The sequence below is a fragment of the Pseudovibrio exalbescens genome (assembly GCF_028737195.1).
GTDB classification, from domain to species: domain Bacteria; phylum Pseudomonadota; class Alphaproteobacteria; order Rhizobiales; family Stappiaceae; genus Pseudovibrio; species Pseudovibrio zosterae.
This window is the reverse complement of record NZ_JAQZAJ010000005.1, coordinates 266,463-285,967: the sequence shown is the minus strand read 5'-3', so window position 1 is coordinate 285,967 and position 19,505 is coordinate 266,463. Positions and strand designations below refer to the sequence as shown.

Here is a 19,505-nt window from a genome sequence, read left to right as displayed (position 1 = left end):
TCAGCCCCCCTGAGCCTTGCGCACAACCACCGGAATCGATTTGGAGGTTGGGGTGTTTGACGCCGTACCTGTGGCATAGAGCGGCACCAGAACGTTGGTCTCCGGATAATAGGAGGCCAGACATCCCTCGGGAATGTCGTAGGGCACGACCTTGAAGCCGCGTGCCTCGCGCTTGCGCCCGTCTTCGCTGATGGTTTCCATGTCCACGCGCTCGTCTTCCGCAAGGCCTGCACGCTCCATGTCCTTTGGGTTCATGAAGACAACAAGCCGCTCGCCAGTAACGCCCCGATAGCGATCATTGGCGCTGTAAACGGTGGTGTTGTACTGATCGTGGGAGCGCAGGGTCTGCAACACAAAGGCGTTGCCTTTGGCCTTGCGGGTCTGTTGGTAGACAGTTTCCTCCGGTAAGGGCGCTGAGGAGAACTCGGCCTTGCCTGTGGAGGTGAGCCAGCGGTGTTCCGCCGCCGTGTTGCCAAGATAAAACCCGCGCGGCTCGCGCACCCGTGTGTTGTAGTTCTTGAAGCCGGGAATGGTGGCGGAAATGCAGTCGCGGATCTTGTCGTAGTCGGCGATCATCTCATCCCAGTTCACCAGATCAGAGCCAAGGGTTGCCTTGGCGATGCCCGCAACAATGGCTGGCTCGGACTTGAGGTCCGGTGAGGCAGGGGGATTGATGCCACCTGAGGAATGCACCATGGACATGGAATCTTCCACGCTGATGATCTGCCGCCCGCCTTCCTGTTCGTCAAACTCTGTGCGGCCAAGGCAGGGCAGCACATAGGCCTTCTTGCCCACCATCAGGTGACTGCGGTTCAGTTTGGTTGCAATGTTGACGGTGAGGGTGCAGGCCCGCAAGGCCTCTTCCACCAGCAGGGTATCCGGGGTTGCGCGGGCAAAGTTCCCGCCAAGGCTGACAAAGACCTTGGCCTTGCCGGACCTCATCATCTTGATGGCCTGAACCGCGTCGGCCCCATGCTCTCGCGGTGCCTTGAAGCCGAAGTAACGCTCCAGAGCTTGCAGGAACATCTCGTTTGGCTTTTCGGTGATGCCCATGGTGCGGTCGCCCTGCACATTGGAATGCCCGCGGACGGGACAGGCCCCTGCGCCGGGTTTGCCAATGTTGCCGCGCAGCAGCAGGAGGTTGGCAATCTCGCGAATGGTGTCAACGGAGTGCTTGTGCTGGGTAATGCCCATGGCCCAGGTGATGATGGTGCGGTCTGACTGGACGTAGATGACTGCCGCCTGTTCCATCTGTTCACGGGTGAGGCCCGATTGGTCTTCAAGCTCGGCCCAAGAGGTTTCTTCTAGAGTTTTCTCATAGTCTTCAAGGCCCGTGGTATGGGCCTCAAGGAAGGCGCGGTCCAGCGCCCCGCCGCCGCGCACACGCTCGTAATCCAGCGCAAACACGGCCTTGGCAATGCCGCGCACCGCCGCCATGTCGCCGCCAAGCTTAGGTGCAAAGAAGTGGCTGGCAATGGGCGTGGAACCGCGGGCGATCATCTGCGCCTTGTCTTGCGGGTCGGCGAACTTCTCCAGCCCGCGCTCCTTCAGCGGATTGAACGACACCACCTTGGCCCCGCGCTTGGCAGCATCTTTCAGCGCGGCCAGCATGCGCGGATGGTTGGTGCCCGGGTTCTGACCGAAGACGAAGATGGCCTGCGCCTGCTCAAAGTCTTCCAGCTTGACGGTGCCCTTGCCAACGCCAATGGCCTTCGTGAGCGCAACCCCGCTTGCCTCGTGACACAGGTTGGAGCAGTCGGGGAAGTTGTTGGTGCCAAACACCCGGCCAAACAGCTGATACAGATAGGCCGCTTCGTTGCTGGCGCGGCCGGAGGTATAAAACAGCGCCTCATTGGGGGAGGCGAGCGCCTTCAGCTGCCGGCCGATGTCCGCAAAGGCCTCTTCCCAGCTCACCGCCTCAAAGCGGTCGGTATCACGGTTGTAGCGCAGGGGCGTTGTAAGCCGCCCCTGATTTTCCAGATCGAAATCCGAGTAGGTCAGCAGCTCAGAAAGGGTGTGCCGGGCAAACAGCTCAGGCGTTGCCCGCTTGGACGTGGCCTCCCATGTGACCGCCTTCACCCCGTTCTCGCAGAACTCGAAGGACGAGCCGTGCTCCGGATCCCCCCAGGCGCAACCGGGGCAATCAAACCCATCAGGCTGATTGGCCTTGAGCATGGTCTTTACACCCGAAACCACACCGGTTTCCCGCAGGATGGATTGCCCTACGCTTTTCAGAGCGCCCCACCCTCCGGCGGGGCCTTTGTAGGTGTTCAGATCCCGCTCATCGGCCATGTAGTTCCCTCCCGCTTGTTCTTCTTTGATGCTATTTTGCTTGAGTATAGCAGATGATGCCGTGTCCACGCTGGCACGACAAAAGGTTGAGATTGGCGTTCTCCGACAGCTTGACCGCAAGGTCGCTGGGGCTTGCCATCACAACAAGGCTGGGCACGCCGCAGGTGACCGTTTTCTGCACGAGGTCCGCACTGCACCTGCTTGTGGTCATCACGAAGTCTATGGCCACGCCGGTCTTGAGGCCCGCGCCCAAAGCCTTGTCCAACGCATTGTGGCGGCCAATATCCTCCCGCACCGCATACTCGCCATTGGCAAGGGCTGCCACTGCCGCATGAAGACCGCCGCCATAGGTGTCGGACAGGTGCTGGCGCTCGGTGAGCGTGCGCAGCGCTTCCTGAATGCGGTCATCTTCCGGCTGATCCGTGCCTTGAAGCGGGGTGAGGGGACGCATGGCAGCAGACAGGCTGTCCACCCCACACAGCCCGCACCCAGCGGTGCCGGTGAGCATGCGGCGACGGCGCAACGCCTCGAAGAAGCGATCATCGTCGATTTGCAAATCGACGGTAAAGCCGAGCGCGTCATGGGCCTGCAGATGCACGGCGGCAAGATCAGCCGCGCTGGGCAAAATACCTTCGCTGACGGCAAAGCCGATGGCAAAGTCTTCAAGGTCCTGCGGTGTGGCCATCAAGACCGCAAAGCCTTCCCCGTTCAAGGTGAAGGCGACCGGCGCTTCCGGTGCCAGCGTCAGCCCGCAGGCCTTGGCCTCCTCAGGCGTGTGGACGTGATGTCCTGTCATAAGCCCCCCCGAATAAGTATCGGATCAATGCCCGATGGATCTGTTCAGTTTGCTCTCAATCACATGATCCAGCTTGCGCTTCACGTCCTCCCGAACCGGCGCGCTGGCGGACAAAATCTCGTCCGATTTCAAGAAGTCCATGACCTGAAACCGTTCAATGTCTGGACGCACAAGAATGTCAGGGTGGCGGACCTGCAGCTTTCCAAGTGTGATGGACTGCATGAGGATCTGCATGGCGCCAAACATGGACTCGGTGCCCTTGGGCATGGAGCGGTCCTCACGGCGGATTGGCCTGCCCACCACATCCACCGCCACCACCACATCGCAGGTTTCCGGCAAGACGTCGAACGGCAACGGGTTCACGACCCCGCCATCAATCAGAACGCGTCCCTCCCAGTCCACCGGTTTGAACACATAAGGAATGGCGATACTGGCAGCCACGGCCCGCTTGGCAGGCCCGGCGCGAATGATCAACTCGCTGGAGTTGTAATAGTCTGCCGTGATCACGGACATGGGAATGGGGCACTCTTCAAGGCTTTCGGGAAGCGCACCCTCCGTGAAGATTTCGAGAACCTTCTGGGTGTTGAACTGCATCAGTCCGCTGCCGGAAAACATTTCGGAGATCTTCTTGGGTCGCAGCGCCCAAAGTTTGGACATGAGTGCATTGCGCTCGCCAAAAACCCGCTGCACCAGCGCGTGGATATCGTCGCCGGACATGCCGCCCGCATAGCCGGTGCCAATCAGCGCACCAATCGAGGTGCCGGACATGGCATGTGGCTTCAGGCCCAGATCATCCAGCGCCTGAAGCACAGGAATGTGTGAGAGACCACGGGCCCCGCCCCCACCAAGAGCAACACCAATACGAGGTTGAGACATTCGATTTTCCGCTGCCATCTCGTTGATTTAAAACTATCTCCAGCATAAGCAACGAAACGCCCGCTGCCAAACGCATAAATGGTCGAGCAACAGGGTTTGAAACGCAAGGCCTGCGCTGACACTGTCGGTCAGAACTCAGTGCTTGGGGTTTTGCGTTCGCAAGTGCTCACCCTCTTTGCGCTGGATCCCGGATCTGCGTCTCACGTGCGTTCGACTTGTCCGGGATGACGGTGGAGGGGAGGGGTGGCGCGGTTTGCCGACTTGGTTCGTCAATGCTGATGACCCGCGCCCATAAGGCCCGCAGCACTCTGCGCACCAACGCCCATGACCCCACCGCGCCCGTGAACCCGGCACCCAGGAGACACCGCGCACAGAAGGTCCACCTCACTCACCACACCCTCTCTCTGTCCTCCCGCACTCACCACACATCACCACTGTCATCCCGCACTTGATGCGGGATCCAGTCGGGCTTGTCGGTCAGACGGGGTGCTTGGGGTTCTGTGTTCGCAAGTGCTCACCCTCTTTGCGCTGGATCCCGGATCAGCGTCTCGCGTTCGCTCGACTTGTCCGGGATGACGGTAGAGGGAAAGGTTAGGCTGTTGAGCTTCGCAGTTCCGAGTAAAGGGTTATGGTGCTGGCACTGCGCTTCTGTTCGGAACTCATTGGTCTTTGTCTGAGCGTTGCACCATTCCACCACTGTCATCCCGCACTTGATGCGGGATCCAGTCGGGCATTTCGGTCAGAACTCAGTGCTTGAGGTTTTGCGTTCGCAAGTGCTCACGCCCCTTGCGCTGGATCCCGGATCAGCGTCTCGCTGCGCTCGACTTGTCCGGGATGACGCGGGAATGTGGGGCGGGAGCGGATTGCCAACTCTGCACGTCAATGCTGATGACCCGCGCCCATAAGACCGGTCACACTCTCTGCGCACCAACGCCCATGACCACACCGTGCCCGTGAACCCGGCACCCAGGAGACACCGCGCAAAGAAGGTCCACCTCACTCACCACACACTCCCATTGTCCTTCCGCACTCACCGCACACTCCCACTGTCATCCCGCGCTGACCACTCACCACCGCTGTCATCCCGCACTTGATGCGGGATCCAGTCGGACTTGTCGGCCAGTCGGGGCGCATGAGGTTCTATGTTCGCAAGTGCTCACGCGCCTTGCGCTGGATCCCGGATCTGCGTCTCACGTGCGTTCGACTTGTCCGGGATGACGCGAGAGGGGAGGGGTGGCGCGGTTTGCCGACTTGGTGCGTCAACGCTGATGACCCGCGTCCATAAGACCGGCCACACTCTGCGCATCAACGCCTATGACCCCACCGTGCCCGTGAATCCTGCGCCCATGAGACCCTGCACCCACAAGGCCCACCGCGCTGACCACACACTCCCACTGTTATCCCGCGCTGACCACTCACCACCGCTGTCATCCCGCACTTGATGCGGGATCCAGTCGGGCTTGTCGGTCAGTCGGGGCGCTTGGGGTTTTGCGTTCGCAAGTGCTCACCCTCTGTGCGCTGGATCCCGGATCAGCGTCTCGCGTGCGCTCGACTTGTCCGGGATGACGCGAGAATGTGGGCCGGGAGCGGTTTGCCCACCCTGCGCATCAACACCCGCGAACCCTGCGTCCATGATACCGGTCACACTCTCTGCGCGACAATGCCCACGACCCCACCGTGCCCATAAGGCCCACCGCGCTCACCACACACTCCCATTGTCCTTCCGCACACACCACTCTCCACACACCACCGCTGTCATCCCGCACTTGATGCGGGATCCAGTCGGGCTTGTCGGTCAGTCGGGGTGCTTGGGGTTTTGCGTTCGCAAGTGCTCACGGGCCTTGCGCTGGATCCCGGATCAGCGTCTCACCTGCGCTCGACTTGTCCGGGATGACGCGGGAGGGGAGGGTTGGAGCGGTTCCAACTCAGCGCCTCACATGCGCTCCTCTTGTCCGGGATGACACGGGAGGGGGCTAAGCCGTTTACACCTCAATGCCGATTTTGCCGATATAGCCCTTGGCGAGGAACGCCTTTTGCGCCTCAATCAGGTCTTTCAACGGGTATCTGGCGGCGATGAGTGGCTTGATCTCGCCATTTTCAATATAGCGCACCAGATCCTCAAAAACCTTGTCCGGCTGCCGGGTGCTCCCCATCAGCGTGAGGTCTTGCAGGTACAATGTCCGCACGTCCAGCTCAACGATTGGGCCCGCAATGGCCCCGGACGCCACGTAGCGGCCCCCACTGACCAACGTATCAATGAGCTCCGGCCAGCGCGGGCCTGCCACCAGATCGACCACCACGTCGAACGCATGTTTTGGGTAAGCGCCATCCCGGTCCAGAACCGCGTCAGCACCAAGAGCTTTCAGGTCTTCCGCCTTTGCCAGTTTGGAGAGCGCGGTGACATGAGCCCCCCGGCGCTTGGCCAACTGAATGCCAGCAGACCCCACTCCGCCAGAAGCCCCGGTGATCAAAACGCGCTCTGCACCCACATTAGCCTTCTGCATCATGCCCTCAGCAGTGGAATAGGCGCAAGGAAAAGACGCCAACTCCAGATCAGAGAGCGCGGATGAAACCTTCAAGACATCGTGGGAGGGCGCCGCGGCATACTCGGCAAATCCGCCGTCGTATTCAGAGCCAAAAGTGATAAGGGGCACGCCAAGGCGGGCGGCATTGAAGGTCTGCATCGGGCGCACCAGCACACGTTCGCCAACGCGGGATGCATCGACGTTTGAGCCGACTGCAACAATGGTGCCGCAGCAGTCAGCCCCCTGAATGCGGGGAAATTCCAGAGGCTTGCCGGACCATCCGCCATCCTCGAAGTCAGACCCGTCAGCGCCAGAGGCGGTGCTTTCCGTGGTGCCGCGAACGGCCTTGGAGTACCAGCCCACGCGGGTGTTGATGTCGGTGTTGTTGACAGAAGCAGCCCCGACCTTGATGAGCACCTCATCGGCCTTGGGGGTGGGAACCGGCAAATCCTCCCGCCATTCCAACGCCTCAAAGCCGCCGTGGCCCGTTAACACCATACCCTTCATTGTGCTCGGAACAGTCACAGGAACCTCCTTTGCGTTCGTAAAACGATCGTTCTACTTGAAAGGGGTAGAGCAATCGTTCTACTGTTGTCAACCATGAACGAGACACAGATAAAAATCGCGCGCGGACTGGAGCAGGCCTTTGTGCAACACGGCTTTGCCGAGCCGGGCGTGGATGACCTGAAAGCAGCCTCCGGCGTGAGCTTGCGCACGCTCTACAAGTATTTCCCATCCCGAGAAGACATGGTGTTGGGCGCACTGGAGTTTCGCCATCAACGCTATCTGGCGCTGCTGACGCAAGACCTGCCAGGCTCGCCTGAAGCGGCGCTCGATCCGCTTATCGATAGAATTGCACAATGGATGTGTGAGGAAGCAAGAAACGGCTGCCTTTTTCATGGTGCTGTCGCGGCCCATCCAGATAATGTGAAATTGCGACGGCTTCTTGAGACTCACAAACGTGAGGTGACCGGGATCCTTGCCGAGAAGCTGGACCTGCCAACGTCACATGAAGAAATTGCGGTAATTCACGAGGGGCTCCTGCAAGCGTGGGGCCTGCACGGAAAAAGCGCGGCTGCGGCTGCCAAAAGACTGCTGGCGTTGATGCTCAACGTGAAAGAGGCAGCTTGAACATAGAACTGGGGATGCGCATGGCGCAGGAAGTCAGCAGCAAGACGGTGTCAATCACCTCTTGCAGTGAAGCGTGGGAAGTGATGGTGCTGGAGCCGCAAACCCCGAAACGTCTGGTAATCTTCGCTGCCGGGCGCGGCGGTGATCCTGAACGGCACCGGCCCTTGCTGACAGCGCTGGCGGGCAAGGGCGCTATCGTACTGGCTCCGCATTTTGACCTGATGGTGTCGCCTGTACCCAGCGACCATGACCTGCGCGAGCGGGCTGAAATCATCCGAGACGCTCTGTCAAAGCTTTGTGACACCAACCTGCCTCTGGTCGGCGTCGGGCACTCCATTGGCACAACAATCTTGCTGTTGCTTTCTGGTGCCCATGCCATGCTTTCCTCGGGCGACAAAGTGGTGTTGAGGCGCACGCTGGACTTTGAGCGACTGGTGCTCATGACCCCACCAACGGACTTCTTTGGGATACCGGGGGCCTTGGATCAGGTGTCGGTGCCCATCCAGACGTGGGCAGGAACCGAAGATGAAGTGACCGGTGTGGATCAGGCAGAGCGGATTCGCGACCTTCTGGTTCCAAGGGTGCCGGTGGACCTGCGCATCGTGGAAGGAGCAGGGCACTTTACCTTCATGGATGCGCCGCCTCCATATGTGCGCGACAGCTACCCCAATCGCGGCGCTTTCAGCACCCGCCTTGCCAAGGAAGTGGGCGCGTATCTGGGGCTCTGATGCAAATCAGCCCCGCTCTTGGCGGGGCTGAAAGGAATTTCTTCAGGTCTTGAAAAGCCTTAGCTTTGCTGCTCACGTTCAATGGCCCGCCAGCCAATGTCGGTGCGGTTAAAGCCCTCTGGCCACTTGATCTTGTCAATGGCGGCATAGGCCTTTGCCTGAGCCTCGGACACGGTCTTGCCACGGGCGGTGATGTTCAGAACCCGGCCACCTGAGGCCGTGATGGCACCGTTGATGAGCTTGGTGCCAGCATGAAAGATTTCTACATCTGGATCGCTAGACGCTTCTTCAAGCCCTTCAATCACGCTGCCGCGCTCATAGCTGCCCGGATAGCCCTTGGCTGCCATAACAACGGTGATGGCGGGCTCGTCGGTCCAGTTGGTTTCCAGATCGTCCAGAATGCCTTCCGAACAGGCGAGAAGAAGGGGCAGCACATCGCCCTTGAGACGCATCATCAGAACCTGACACTCAGGATCGCCAAAGCGCACGTTGTACTCAATGAGCTTCGGTCCGTCCTTTGTGATCATGAGCCCGGCGTAGAGTACGCCCTTGAACGGGCACCCTTGCGCCTTCATGTCGGCAATGGTTGGCTTGATGATCTCGCGCATGACGCGCTCAACCATCTCTTCGGTCATGACGGGTGCTGGTGAATAGGCCCCCATGCCGCCCGTGTTCGGGCCTTCGTCATTGTCGAAGGCGCGCTTGTGGTCCTGCGCGGTGGGAAGCGGAAGGGCGTTGTCTCCATCAGAAAGCACGAAGAAGCTGGCTTCTTCTCCTTCAAGGAACTCCTCGATCACCACTTCCGCGCCTGCTTCGCCAAAGGTGCCGTCAAAGCACTCGTCGATGGCAGCAAGCGCTGTGGCTTCATCCATGGCAATGGTGACGCCCTTGCCAGCAGCAAGGCCATCTGCCTTGATGACGATTGGCGCACCTTGTTTGACCACGTATGCCTTGGCCTCATCGGCCTTCACAAAGCGCCCGTAAGCGGCAGTGGGAACGCCGGCGCGCATGCACATTTCCTTGGTGAAGGCTTTTGAACCTTCAAGGCGGGCAGCAGCCTTGGATGGGCCAAACGTGCGGATGTTGTTTGCTTCCAGCGTGTCTGCGATGCCGTCAACCAGGGGCACTTCCGGGCCGACCACGACAAAAGTGATGCCATGTTCTTCGCAGAACTCCACCACCGCCTTGTGGTCGGTTACGTCCAGCGTCACGTTCTCAGCGATCTCGGTGGTCCCTGCGTTACCCGGCGCAAGATAGAGCTTGTTGAGAACAGGAGACTTGGAAAGCGCCCAAGCCAGAGCGTGTTCACGGCCGCCAGAGCCGATGAGAAGGACGTTCATGGTGGTGTAACCCTGAATTTTGAGTGTGGGACAGGTGGTGTCCCGATCCGTCTTTTTATGCAGGAGCCTGTAGCAGGTTTGCTGCGGCTCGTAAACGCGACAACCCGAAGGATCTTGTAGAATGCCGCTCTCTCCGTTCGAGGCGCACAGCGTATCGCCCTTCAACCAGCAACAGTTCCTCGCTTTTGTTCGTGAACAGGCAGCACTGGGCCGCATTGATATGGACGAGGAACAGATTGCCACCCTTAGGGTTCTGCTGGTGGACGCCTCAGAAGGGCAGGCGTGGTTGCTCACCCGCGATGGGGTGGCTTGTGGCTTTGCGGTCTGCGGATTCTTGTTGTCGGTGGCGGTTCAGGGCCGGATCGCCGTCTTCGATTATCTGGAGGTAACAGCGCGAGAGGAAGCGTTGCTGGCCTGGGCCACCCTGTTGGCGCAGATTGAGGACGATCTGCAAACGCTGGACATTCACCAGATGGTCTTGGAAGTGCGCAGCGGTGAGGCAGACAAGCATCAGGTCATGGATCAGCGCGACTATTCCCCTTCCGAACCATTGGTGATGCGCAAGCCGCTGAGGGGCAACCGCGACTTCAAGGTACGCCTTTGAAGCGAGCCCGAAGCGTGGCGGGCTCTGCGATAAACACGGGGCATTGTTGAAAACACCCACAAGCCCCGCTTGACGGCAGCGGTCTGGGGCACGAAAACGTGTCCCAGATACGATTTTGCTTTACGGACCAGCACGGGGACCTTGGGATGTTCAACATCTTTGGCACGAAAGACACCGGACCAGTGGCAGATGCGGTGAAACGCCATTGGGTGGACACCACGCTGCCAGCGTATTTGCGTCCCTATGCGCGCCTTGCCCGCTGGGAGCGCCCAATCGGCTGGTGGTTATTGCTCTGGCCATGCCTGTGGTCCTTGTCCATGGCAACGGTGGCGTCTGGCCAGACCATGCCGAACTTCTGGTACATCTTCCTGTTCTGGGCGGGCGCAGTGGCCATGCGCGGGGCGGGCTGTACCTATAACGATCTGGTGGACCGGGACATTGACGACAAGGTGGAACGCACCCGTTCCCGTCCCATCCCGGCCGGTCAGGTCACGCCCAAGCAAGCCCTCCTGTTTCTGGTGGTTCAGGCGCTGGTAGGGCTGGTGGTTCTGCTTCAGTTCAACACCTTCACCATTGTCTTGGGTGCAAGCTCCCTGCTGGTTGTGGCGCTATATCCGTTCATGAAGCGCGTGACCGACTGGCCACAGTTGTTCCTGGGCCTTGCGTTCTCATGGGGGGCGTTGGTCGGGTGGTCTGCCACAATGGGCTCGTTGAGTGCCGCGCCGTTCCTTGTGTATGCAGGTGGCATTTTATGGACCATCGGGTATGACACCATCTACGCCCATCAGGACAAGGAGGACGACGCACTGGTTGGTGTGCGCTCCACTGCGCGGCTGTTCGGTGAAAAGACCAAGCTCGCGCTCGTGCTGCTGTATGGCGGGGCAACGGTGCTGTTCGCCCTTGCGTTTTACATCGCTGGCATGGGCTGGATCAGCTACGTTGGCCTTCTCGCAGGTGCGGCGCATCTGGGCTGGCAGATGAAAGCGCTTGACATCGACAACCCCGATGAGTGCCTGCGCCTGTTCAAGTCCAACACCCAATATGGCTGGCTGCTGTTTATCGGTCTTTTGCTTGATCTCTGGATCTAGGAGGGCTCCAGCGGTGCCACCTGAAAGCTGCTGACGGGCTTCATGCGGGTGAGGTCGCCCGGCTGGCGGCCCACAAGGAACCGTGGACGGTTCTTGGTGTGTCCGCGGGTCTTGCGGCGCGGCAAAGGCTTGCGCCGATAAAGGCTCTGGGGGGCATTGGCCACCTTGCTCAGACCCGTGTCCTCATCCACCAGCAGCAAGGGCAGGGCCAGCGCCTTGGCCCAAAGCTGCCATTCGGCCACGATATCTGCCAGATCATTGGCTTCGAACAGAGGAACGCGCAGACCCGGACGGGGGTGGCGCAACTCCAGAACCATGCGCGGGCGGCCCGCCAGCTGCGCTTCATCAGACCGCAGCACAACGGCCACCCCGTCAAAGGCGGTGGTGGGGTAGGACCGGCGCACAAGAACCGACCCAATAAATTCGGTGATTTCGACTTGCTCTCGGCTGATGGTAACACCAACTGTAGCGCTGACACGGATGCAGCTCTCGATCGGTTCTACCGTTGCCGTAAATGAGATTGGAAGCTGGCCAGGATTTGCAATTGAAACAAACCCTGGCGCTGATGCTTCCATCGAATGATGGTGACGCCCCACGACACTGCCCTGTTTGATTTGCCCGTCTGTTTATTCTTAGTGCGGGCTGGTTATGGGGTTCAGTTTACGGGGGCTTGTTAGGCATCTGCTTAAGAAACACGGTTAAATTTCCGTGTCTTTGAAGAGGGTTAGCAAATGGTGACCGAAGTGAGACGAACAGGGACGGGCATGTGCGCATCCCCAGTCTGTTGACGCTGTCGTCAAGCGGGACGGAAATATTCGCGCTTCAAACTTGCCCGCTTGGAAAATGCAGCCTAAACACCAATGACGAGTGATGGAGGCCGATGACTGATGACTGACGTAAAAGCCAAAACGCAACTGGAAGAGCACGCCCTGCAACTTGTGGAAGCTGCCATGAAAGCAGGAGCAGATGCTGCCGACGCCGTGGCTGTGACCGGCTCCTCCCTCGGTGTTCAGGTGCGGGAAGGCAAGGTGGAATCCACCGACCGTGCGGAAGGCGAAGACTTCACGCTGCGCGTCTTCATTGGAAAGCAGGTTGCCAGCGTCTCCAGCAATGGCATCGCAGACCCTAAAGGACTGGCAGAACGCGCCGTGGCAATGGCCAAGGTGGTGCCTGAAGACCCCTACACCAGTCTGGCCGATGCAGACCGGCTGCTCAAAGACATCCCTCAGCTTGATTTGAAAGACCCGCGCGAAGTCACAGCGCAGGAGTTGACCGAACTGGCGCTTGAAGCCGAAGCCGCTGGCCTTGCCGTCGATGGCGTGACCAAGTCTGGCGGAGCGGGCGCTGGCTGGGGCACCTCTGGCCTTGTGCTGGCCACCAGCCATGGTTTCCTCGGCGCTTATGAACGCTCTCGCACCAGCTTTTCCATGACCGCAGTGGCGGGGGATGGCACGGCGATGGAGCGCGACTACGAGTTCGATTCCCGCACCTACTGGGATGAGCTTACCGACCCGAAAGACGTGGGCAAAATTGCGGGAGAGCGGGCGGTTCGTCGCCTGAACCCAAGAAAGATAAACACCACCCAAGTGCCCGTTATCTATGAGCCGCGCACGGCACGCTCCCTGCTGGGACACTTTGCCGGTGCCATTAATGGTGCAAGCATTGCCCGTGGAACAAGCTTTCTGAAAGACCGCATGGGCGAACAGGTGTTTGGCACAACCATCAAGATCACCGATGATCCGCACAAGCCGCGGGGCGGGGCAACCATGCCCTTTGATGCGGAAGGAACGGGCGCTCAGAAGCTGGAGCTGATCATTGACGGTGTGTTGCAGACGTGGTTGCTGGATGGAGCCGCCGCAAAGGAACTGGGACTGACGCCCAACGGCCGCGCACGCCGTTCCGGCTCCACCACATCACCGGGTGCGACCAACCTGACGCTTGCTCCCGGGACCAAGACACCAGAAGAAATGATGAAAGAGATCGGTACGGGCCTTCTTGTCACAGACCTGATTGGTCATGGTGCTAATGGCATTACCGGTGATTACTCACGCGGGGCCTCCGGGTTCTGGTTCGAAAACGGTGAGCTGCTCTATCCGGTGAGCGAAATCACCATTGCAGGCAACATGAAGGACATGTTCCTGAACCTGACACCTGCCAGCGATCTGGATGATCGCTACGCCGTTGCAACCCCCTCCGTAGCCATTGAAGGACTGACGATTGCAGGAAGCTGATAACGAAAACCTCGAGGATCTTGAGCTTCTTGTCGATTGCGCCCGAGAAGGAGGCAAAATCGCTCTCAAGTACTTTGGCAACAACCCGCGCAGCTGGCTGAAGGCGGGAGATAGCCCTGTGAGCGTGGCGGACATTGAAGTGGACCAGTTCCTGTCTCGCGAGTTGCGCGATGCACGCCCGGACTATGGCTGGCTTTCAGAGGAGACCGAGGACGACCTCAGTCGCCTAGACCATGCACGCATCTTCGTGGTGGACCCTATCGACGGAACGGGCGCCTTTTTGGGCGGACAAACCGAGTGGTGTCTGTCCCTTGCCGTGGTGGAAAACCAGCGTCCCAGCGTTGGTGTCATTTACTGTCCGGTGCGCGATGAGCTGATCACCGCCGTGACCGGTGGCGGGGCGTTCCTGAACGGTGACAAGATCAAGGCCTCAAATCTCGGCAGTCTGGAAGGGGCCAAGGTGGCCGGGCCGAAGACCTTGCTGGATTCTGAGGAAGCCAAAGCCTCTGGCCTGATCTACGCCCCGTACATCCGATCTCTGGCCTACAGATTCGCCATGGTCGCCGCTGGACGGCTGGATGCAGGCACTGCACGGGCTCGAGCGCGGGACTGGGATCTGGCTGCAGCCGATCGTATCCTTACGGAAGCCGGTGGACAGCTGGTGGATATGAACGGAAATGCGCTTCTCTACAACAAATCGACCACAAAACACCCGGCTTTAGTGGCATCTGCGCGCGGACTGTTTAATAAGCTTCAGGTAATGGCTACTACGCATTAGTAGGGTCACTTAATTTTCGACATAACTGCGCAACTTGGTGTTGGAGAGAAACATGACTGGGCAAGAAAACACTACACAGCTTCTGCATCTGGTATTCGGTGGTGAGCTGGACGATCCAAGCGAAATTCACTTCCGCGATTTGAATGATCTGGACATTGTAGGCATCTTCCCAAACTACGCTGAAGCTCACGTTGCCTGGAAGGCAAAGGCACAAAGCACCGTGGACAATGCCCACATGCGGTACTTTATCGTCCACATGCACCGTTTGCTCGATCCGCAAAACGAGGGTAAATAAGCGCCGGCGGCAAGGGCACGCCGTAACGCTCATATGAATGGATAGAAATGCTGAAGAAGTTGGGGCGCCATCCCATTGTTCTGAAATTGCTGGGCAATGCGTTGGCCTATTATTTGTGGCTGGTGCGCAGAACAAGCACACTTACCATGGAGCCAGCCAACTTCTATGAGGCGCACGCCTCTGACCAGCCTTTCGTTCTCGCCATGTGGCATGGCCAGCACTTTATGGTGCCGTTTGCGCGGCCCAAAGACTGGCCATGCAGTGTCATGATCTCTCGCAGCAATGACGGGGAGATCAACGCCATTGCCGCTTCCAAGCTTGGCATTGGCCTCATCCGTGCCTCCGGCTCTCAGCGTCAAGACCAGATCGCCAAACGCGGCGGTGTTCGTGGGTTTGTCGCCGCATTGCGCGCCCTCAAGCAGGGCACCACCATGGGGATGACCGCAGATGTGCCAAAGGGCCCTGCGAGAAAAGCGGGCATGGGTATTGTTCAGCTTGCAAAACACTCCGGTCGCCCGCTGCTTCCCATTGCTATTGCAACCAGCCGACACTACGATTTTAACAGCTGGGACAAAGCCAGCCTGAACCTGCCTTTCAGCAAGATCGGTCTGGTTTTCGGTGAGCCTATTCCAGTGCCAGAAGATGCCAGTGAGGCTGATCTGGAAATGTATCGCCTGAAACTGGAAAACGCCATGAATGAGGCCACGGACAGAGCCTATGCCATTGCAAAGGGACGCAAGTCCTAGAATGGCGTCCATGTTGCTGACGACCTACAGAGCGCTGGGCGCTGCGGCGAACCCTCTGCTCCGCGTGTTCCACGGAAGGCGCGTCAAATCAGGCAAGGAAGACGTCTCCCGGCGCGATGAACGTTTTGGCCGTGCATCCGTTGCGCGCCCGCAAGGGCGTCTGGCTTGGATCCACGCCGCGAGTGTGGGAGAGGCCAATGCGGTGTTGCCATTGGTGCGCGCGACAATCGAACGGGGCTTCAAGGTGGTGATGACCACCGGAACGCTGACCTCCGCACAGGTCGTGGCGCAAATTGAACTGGAGGGCCTTATCCACCAGTTTGTCCCCTATGACACGCTGCCAAACATCAATCGGTTTCTCGATCACTGGCAACCTGAACTCGCGATCACCGTCGAATCTGAAATTTGGCCAGTTATGATCACCGAGCTGAAACGCCGCAAGGTGCCCCTCATTGTCATCAATGGCCGCATGTCTGAAGGCTCGTTCCGCAACTGGCAGCGCGTTGGCGGGCTCGCTCGATCCGTATTCGGCGCACTGAAAATGGTTGTGGCCCAATCCGACGCCGACGCGGAACGCTTCAAGCGGCTGGGTGTGGCGAGCGCAGTCAACGCAGGCAACATCAAGTTCGACGGGAAAGCGCCCTCGTTCGACCCTGAGGCGGTGCAGGAGCTGCAACAGCGCATTGGTCAGCGCCCTGTCTGGGTGGCCGCAAGTACCCATCCGGGTGAAGAAACACAGGTGCTTGAAACGCATCGCTTGCTCACCCAAGCCTTCCCGACGCTGCTGACAATCATTGTGCCGCGCCACCCCAAGCGGGGGCAACTGATCGCCGAGGAGATCGCAGGCTTCGGACTCTCAGTGGCGCAGCGCTCCAAGGGCGAAGAGATCACGCCGGACACCGATGTGTATCTGGCGGATACGCTGGGCGAACTTGGGCTGTTCTACAAGCTGGCTTCCATTGTGTTTGTTGGCGGATCGCTTGTGCCCATTGGGGGCCACAACCTGCTCGAACCTGCTCAACTGCATTGCGCAATCATATCTGGTGGCAACACGACGAACTTTGCAGCCGTCTACCGGCAGTTCAACCGCGAAGGCGGGGCTCTTAAAGCCAGCAATCCAGTGGAGCTTGCCGCTGCAGTGGAGCGGCTTCTGAACTCCCCGGAAGAAGCAGAGCAACTGGCTGTAAAGGCAGCTGAGTTGGTTGCGGCTGGAGCTGGTGCGTTGAACCAGACGCTTGAGGCACTTGAGCCCTTCCTGCGACAGGAAACCTCCCGACAACGAACTAAGGGCGAGGTCTGACGTCGTGCCTAGAAAAGCTCCCGCATTTTGGTGGTCACCGACACAGACTTGGCAGTCTGTTGCCTTGGCTCCGCTCGGCGTGGCCTATGGTTTGATCACCAGCGGACGCATGAAGCAGGCATCTCAGTACACGTCCCGCCTGCCGGTCATCTGCATTGGCAACTTCACGGTTGGTGGCTCCGGCAAGACACCATTTGCCTTGGCACTGGCGAAAATGTTGAAGGCGGCAGGCTACAAGCCGGCTTTCTTGCTGCGCGGCTACGGTGGCACCCAGAAGGGCGCGGTGCATGTGGACACCGCCAAGCACAGGTCAAAGGATGTGGGCGATGAAGCATTGCTGCTCTCGCGCTGTGCACCAACCTATGTCAGCATCGACCGCGTGCAAGGCGCCAAGCTCATCGAACAATCGGATGCAGAGGTGATCTTGATGGATGATGGGTTTCAGAACCCATCTCTGCACAAGGACATCTCCCTCGTTGTGGTGGATGCAGCGACGGGCGTTGGCAACAACATGTGCCTGCCAGCAGGCCCGCTAAGGGCTCCTGTCAAGTCGCAGATCAAGCATGCGGATATGATGGTTCTGGTCGGTGAAGGCGCGGGCGCGGATCGGGCGCTGCGCTACGCGGCGCGCAGCGGTCTGGAGGTCATGCGGGCCCAGATCGAAGCGCAATATCCGGGCAGCGTCGATGGGGAGCGCGTGGTCGCCTTTGCTGGCATTGGCCGACCGCAAAAGGTGTTTGATACGCTAAGAGAAGTCGGTGCCGAGCTGGTGGAGACCATCGAATATCCCGACCATCACTCCTACACCGAAGAGGATGCAGAATACATACTCTCGCTGGTTGAGGGCAAGGATCTGCTGCCGGTTACCACCTCAAAGGACTTTGTTCGCATCAAGAACAGTCCTGAGGATATGCTGGCGCGGCTTGCAAACAAAACGGCAGTGCTGGATGTGGAAATGAAGATAAGCGACCCGGAGCGGCTGATGAAACACATCACCACAAAGCTCCAGGACCGCTTGTATGATCTTCCGCGCGGCTAGCAGCGCGTTGGCGCTTTAAGCGACGCCTCCGGCTTCTTCGTAGCGCTTTACGGAGGCAATCACGTCCACATAGGCTTCCTGACGTGAAACGCTCCAGTACTTCAGCTCGTCCAGCGGAATTGCTTCGCCAGTCACGGCGCAGCGCACGAAGTCACCCGGAGAAAGCACCTGATAGTCACCATCCAGATAACGGATTTTGGCTTCGCCCGGGATGCGTGGTGTGTCCAGTTTGTTCATCATGGTTTTCGTCATTCCTGTTTTATCGTTTCATAACGCGTGACGTATGAAAACGCCAGCCCTAGCGCGTACGGATGGGCTGTTGGGATTGGAGCGCATCGGCGGGAAGGTCCGCCGTTGCCGCTTCGCTGGACGCCGCCGCGTTCTCGTTCTTGCTGCGCAACTTGGCAAGCACCCGCCAGCAGATGATCTGGGCTGCAATTGCAAACAGCACGCCGCCAATCGCCTGACCGGCCAGCACGCCGTTGGCGCCGAAGTAAGCCCCGCCAACCCAGGTGAACGGAATGGTGCCCAGAGTAGCCCGGCCCCAGTTGAACAGGGTGGAATAGAGCGGGAAACCCAGATTGTTGAACGCGGCGTTGGTAACGAAAAGAGCTGCATTGAACAGGAACCCAGCGGCGGCAAAGGTGCAGAAGAAGGCCAGAAGATCCCGGCTGTCCCCCGTCGCGTTGAACAAATAGGCCAGAGGTTCTTGCAGCAGGAACAAAAGCGCCCACGCCAACAGCGAATAGATGATCACGAAGATCAGCGCATCCTTGAGGGCCCGGTTGAGCCGGTCAAACAGGCCTGCCCCAAGGTTCTGGCCAAGGATCGGGCCAACCGCGCCTGACAGCGCGAACAGCGCCCCAAACGCCACAGGGATGACGCGGCCCACAATCGCCCATCCGGCGACGGCTTCATCTCCAAAGGCGGCGATTTCCATGGTGACCCACGCGTTCCCGACCGGGGTTGCCACGTTGGTCAAAACGGCAGGCAGGGCAACAGCCATCAGCGCCTTCAGGTCTTCGCGGGCGTGCTGAAGTTCTGGCTTGCCCAGAAGGTTGTGAATGTGAATGGTAGCCCACAATCCCACCGCAACCATGGCGACGCGCGACAAGACAGACACGATGGCAGCGCCGTCGATGCCGAGGCCGAACATAAAGATGAAGACGGGATCGAGCAGGGCAATGATGACACCACCAAGGAGCGTCAGGTACATCGCCCGTTTGGCGTCTCCCACAGCACGCAGCAGCGCAGAGAGCACCATGCCCATGCACAACAGCGGCATGGATGGGACGACGATTTGCAAGTAGCCGAGCGCGAAGTCATAGGTGGGGCCGGAGGCTCCCAGAACAGCAATCAGGTCTCCCAGAATGGGAAAGAGCGCCGCTGCCATCAGGCATGCCACCGTGAACGATGCCGCCAACGCCACACCAGCCATTCGGCGCGCGGCCTTTGCATCGCCAGCCCCCAAGCGACGGGAAACAGTCGCACTGGCTGCAATGGAAAGGCCGATGCCCACAGCGGTGTTGAAGAACATGATGGTGCCAGCGTAGCCAATGGCCGCTGCCAGCTCTGCCACGCCAAGCTGCGAGATGTAAAACAGGTTCGCGAAGTCAACAATGAAGATCGCAACCAGACCGATGGAGCCGGTAGAGGTCATCACCAGCACATGGTGCATGGTCGAGCCCTGCGTGAACTTTGCCTGGCTTCGTGCTGCCGGGGAAGGGGAGGTCATG

The 19,505-nt window shown here is 59.3% G+C and carries 18 protein-coding genes; 10 read left to right on the top strand and 8 right to left on the bottom strand.

Annotated elements, in window-relative coordinates; all coding sequences use genetic code 11:
- The 4 genes from PUV47_RS15455 to PUV47_RS15440 all read right to left on the bottom strand — a co-directional run bounded on the left by PUV47_RS15455 (position 1) and on the right by PUV47_RS15440 (position 7,014).
- Positions 1-2,292 (bottom strand): FdhF/YdeP family oxidoreductase, encoded by a 2,292-nt coding sequence (locus PUV47_RS15455; protein WP_274219481.1) that lies wholly within the window; start codon positions 2,290-2,292, stop codon positions 1-3.
- 31 nt (positions 2,293-2,323) lie between these two features.
- On the bottom strand, positions 2,324-3,088 hold the full coding sequence (gene fdhD / locus PUV47_RS15450) for a formate dehydrogenase accessory sulfurtransferase FdhD (protein ID WP_274219480.1): 765 nt from the start codon (positions 3,086-3,088) through the stop codon (positions 2,324-2,326).
- Positions 3,089-3,112: 24 nt separating this feature from the next.
- Positions 3,113-3,964: a patatin-like phospholipase family protein gene (locus tag PUV47_RS15445; RefSeq protein ID WP_274219479.1), complete on the bottom strand. Its 852-nt coding sequence runs from the start codon at positions 3,962-3,964 to the stop codon at positions 3,113-3,115.
- A gap of 1,982 nt (positions 3,965-5,946) precedes the next feature.
- Positions 5,947-7,014 carry an alcohol dehydrogenase family protein gene (locus tag PUV47_RS15440; protein ID WP_274219478.1) on the bottom strand — a complete coding sequence of 356 codons (1,068 nt, stop codon included), beginning with the start codon at positions 7,012-7,014 and terminating at the stop codon, positions 5,947-5,949.
- A 75-nt stretch (positions 7,015-7,089) separates the two neighbouring features.
- Between PUV47_RS15440 and PUV47_RS15435 the strand changes: the two genes are divergently transcribed.
- Positions 7,090-7,620 (top strand): TetR/AcrR family transcriptional regulator, encoded by a 531-nt coding sequence (locus PUV47_RS15435; protein WP_274219477.1) that lies wholly within the window; start codon positions 7,090-7,092, stop codon positions 7,618-7,620.
- A complete protein-coding gene (locus PUV47_RS15430; protein ID WP_274219476.1) occupies positions 7,617-8,348 on the top strand; it encodes an alpha/beta hydrolase family protein in 732 nt (243 codons plus the stop codon). Before PUV47_RS15435 ends, PUV47_RS15430 begins: the two co-directional genes overlap by 4 nt.
- Positions 8,349-8,407: 59 nt before the next feature.
- On the opposite strand, the gene purD is transcribed toward PUV47_RS15430, so the two are convergent.
- Positions 8,408-9,688, bottom strand: a complete 1,281-nt coding sequence (purD, locus tag PUV47_RS15425; RefSeq protein WP_274219475.1) for a phosphoribosylamine--glycine ligase — start codon at positions 9,686-9,688, stop codon at positions 8,408-8,410.
- 121 nt (positions 9,689-9,809) lie between these two features.
- On the opposite strand from purD, the gene PUV47_RS15420 reads away from it, so the two are divergent.
- Together PUV47_RS15420 and ubiA are read left to right on the top strand one after the other, a co-directional pair.
- Entirely contained in the window at positions 9,810-10,292 is a 483-nt protein-coding gene (locus tag PUV47_RS15420; RefSeq protein ID WP_274219474.1) for a hypothetical protein, read from the top strand.
- 146 nt (positions 10,293-10,438) lie between these two features.
- On the top strand, positions 10,439-11,380 hold the full coding sequence (ubiA, locus tag PUV47_RS15415) for a 4-hydroxybenzoate octaprenyltransferase (RefSeq protein ID WP_274219473.1): 942 nt from the start codon (positions 10,439-10,441) through the stop codon (positions 11,378-11,380).
- On the opposite strand, the gene PUV47_RS15410 is transcribed toward ubiA, so the two are convergent.
- The gene (locus tag PUV47_RS15410; protein ID WP_274219472.1) at positions 11,377-11,955 is read right to left on the bottom strand and encodes a DUF6101 family protein; all 579 of its coding nucleotides are present in this window, start codon (positions 11,953-11,955) and stop codon (positions 11,377-11,379) included. The genes ubiA and PUV47_RS15410 overlap by 4 nt on opposite strands.
- Before the next feature lie 312 nt (positions 11,956-12,267).
- Here PUV47_RS15410 and PUV47_RS15405 point away from each other — a divergent pair, with 312 nt between their 5' ends.
- Genes PUV47_RS15405 through lpxK form a run of 6 tightly spaced genes read left to right on the top strand, consistent with a single transcriptional unit; the run spans position 12,268 to position 17,769 of the window.
- A complete protein-coding gene (locus PUV47_RS15405; protein WP_274219471.1) occupies positions 12,268-13,611 on the top strand; it encodes a TldD/PmbA family protein in 1,344 nt (447 codons plus the stop codon).
- Complete coding sequence (locus tag PUV47_RS15400) at positions 13,598-14,389, top strand: 3'(2'),5'-bisphosphate nucleotidase CysQ (protein WP_274219470.1); 792 nt, start codon at positions 13,598-13,600, stop codon at positions 14,387-14,389. Before PUV47_RS15405 ends, PUV47_RS15400 begins: the two co-directional genes overlap by 14 nt.
- Positions 14,390-14,441: 52 nt before the next feature.
- Complete coding sequence (locus PUV47_RS15395; RefSeq protein WP_274219469.1) at positions 14,442-14,684, top strand: DUF4170 domain-containing protein; 243 nt, start codon at positions 14,442-14,444, stop codon at positions 14,682-14,684.
- Between the two features lie 47 nt (positions 14,685-14,731).
- Positions 14,732-15,430 (top strand): lysophospholipid acyltransferase family protein, encoded by a 699-nt coding sequence (locus tag PUV47_RS15390; protein WP_274219468.1) that lies wholly within the window; start codon positions 14,732-14,734, stop codon positions 15,428-15,430.
- 1 nt (position 15,431) lies between these two features.
- Positions 15,432-16,730: a 3-deoxy-D-manno-octulosonic acid transferase gene (locus tag PUV47_RS15385; protein ID WP_274219467.1), complete on the top strand. Its 1,299-nt coding sequence runs from the start codon at positions 15,432-15,434 to the stop codon at positions 16,728-16,730.
- Positions 16,731-16,734: 4 nt separating this feature from the next.
- Positions 16,735-17,769, top strand: a complete 1,035-nt coding sequence (gene lpxK / locus PUV47_RS15380; RefSeq protein ID WP_274219466.1) for a tetraacyldisaccharide 4'-kinase — start codon at positions 16,735-16,737, stop codon at positions 17,767-17,769.
- Between the two features lie 15 nt (positions 17,770-17,784).
- On the opposite strand, the gene PUV47_RS15375 is transcribed toward lpxK, so the two are convergent.
- Both PUV47_RS15375 and PUV47_RS15370 read right to left on the bottom strand, forming a co-directional pair.
- Positions 17,785-18,009: a DUF2093 domain-containing protein gene (locus tag PUV47_RS15375; protein WP_274219465.1), complete on the bottom strand. Its 225-nt coding sequence runs from the start codon at positions 18,007-18,009 to the stop codon at positions 17,785-17,787.
- Positions 18,010-18,067: 58 nt separating this feature from the next.
- Positions 18,068-19,504 carry an MATE family efflux transporter gene (locus PUV47_RS15370; RefSeq protein WP_274219464.1) on the bottom strand — a complete coding sequence of 479 codons (1,437 nt, stop codon included), beginning with the start codon at positions 19,502-19,504 and terminating at the stop codon, positions 18,068-18,070.
- Position 19,505 lies beyond the last annotated feature (1 nt).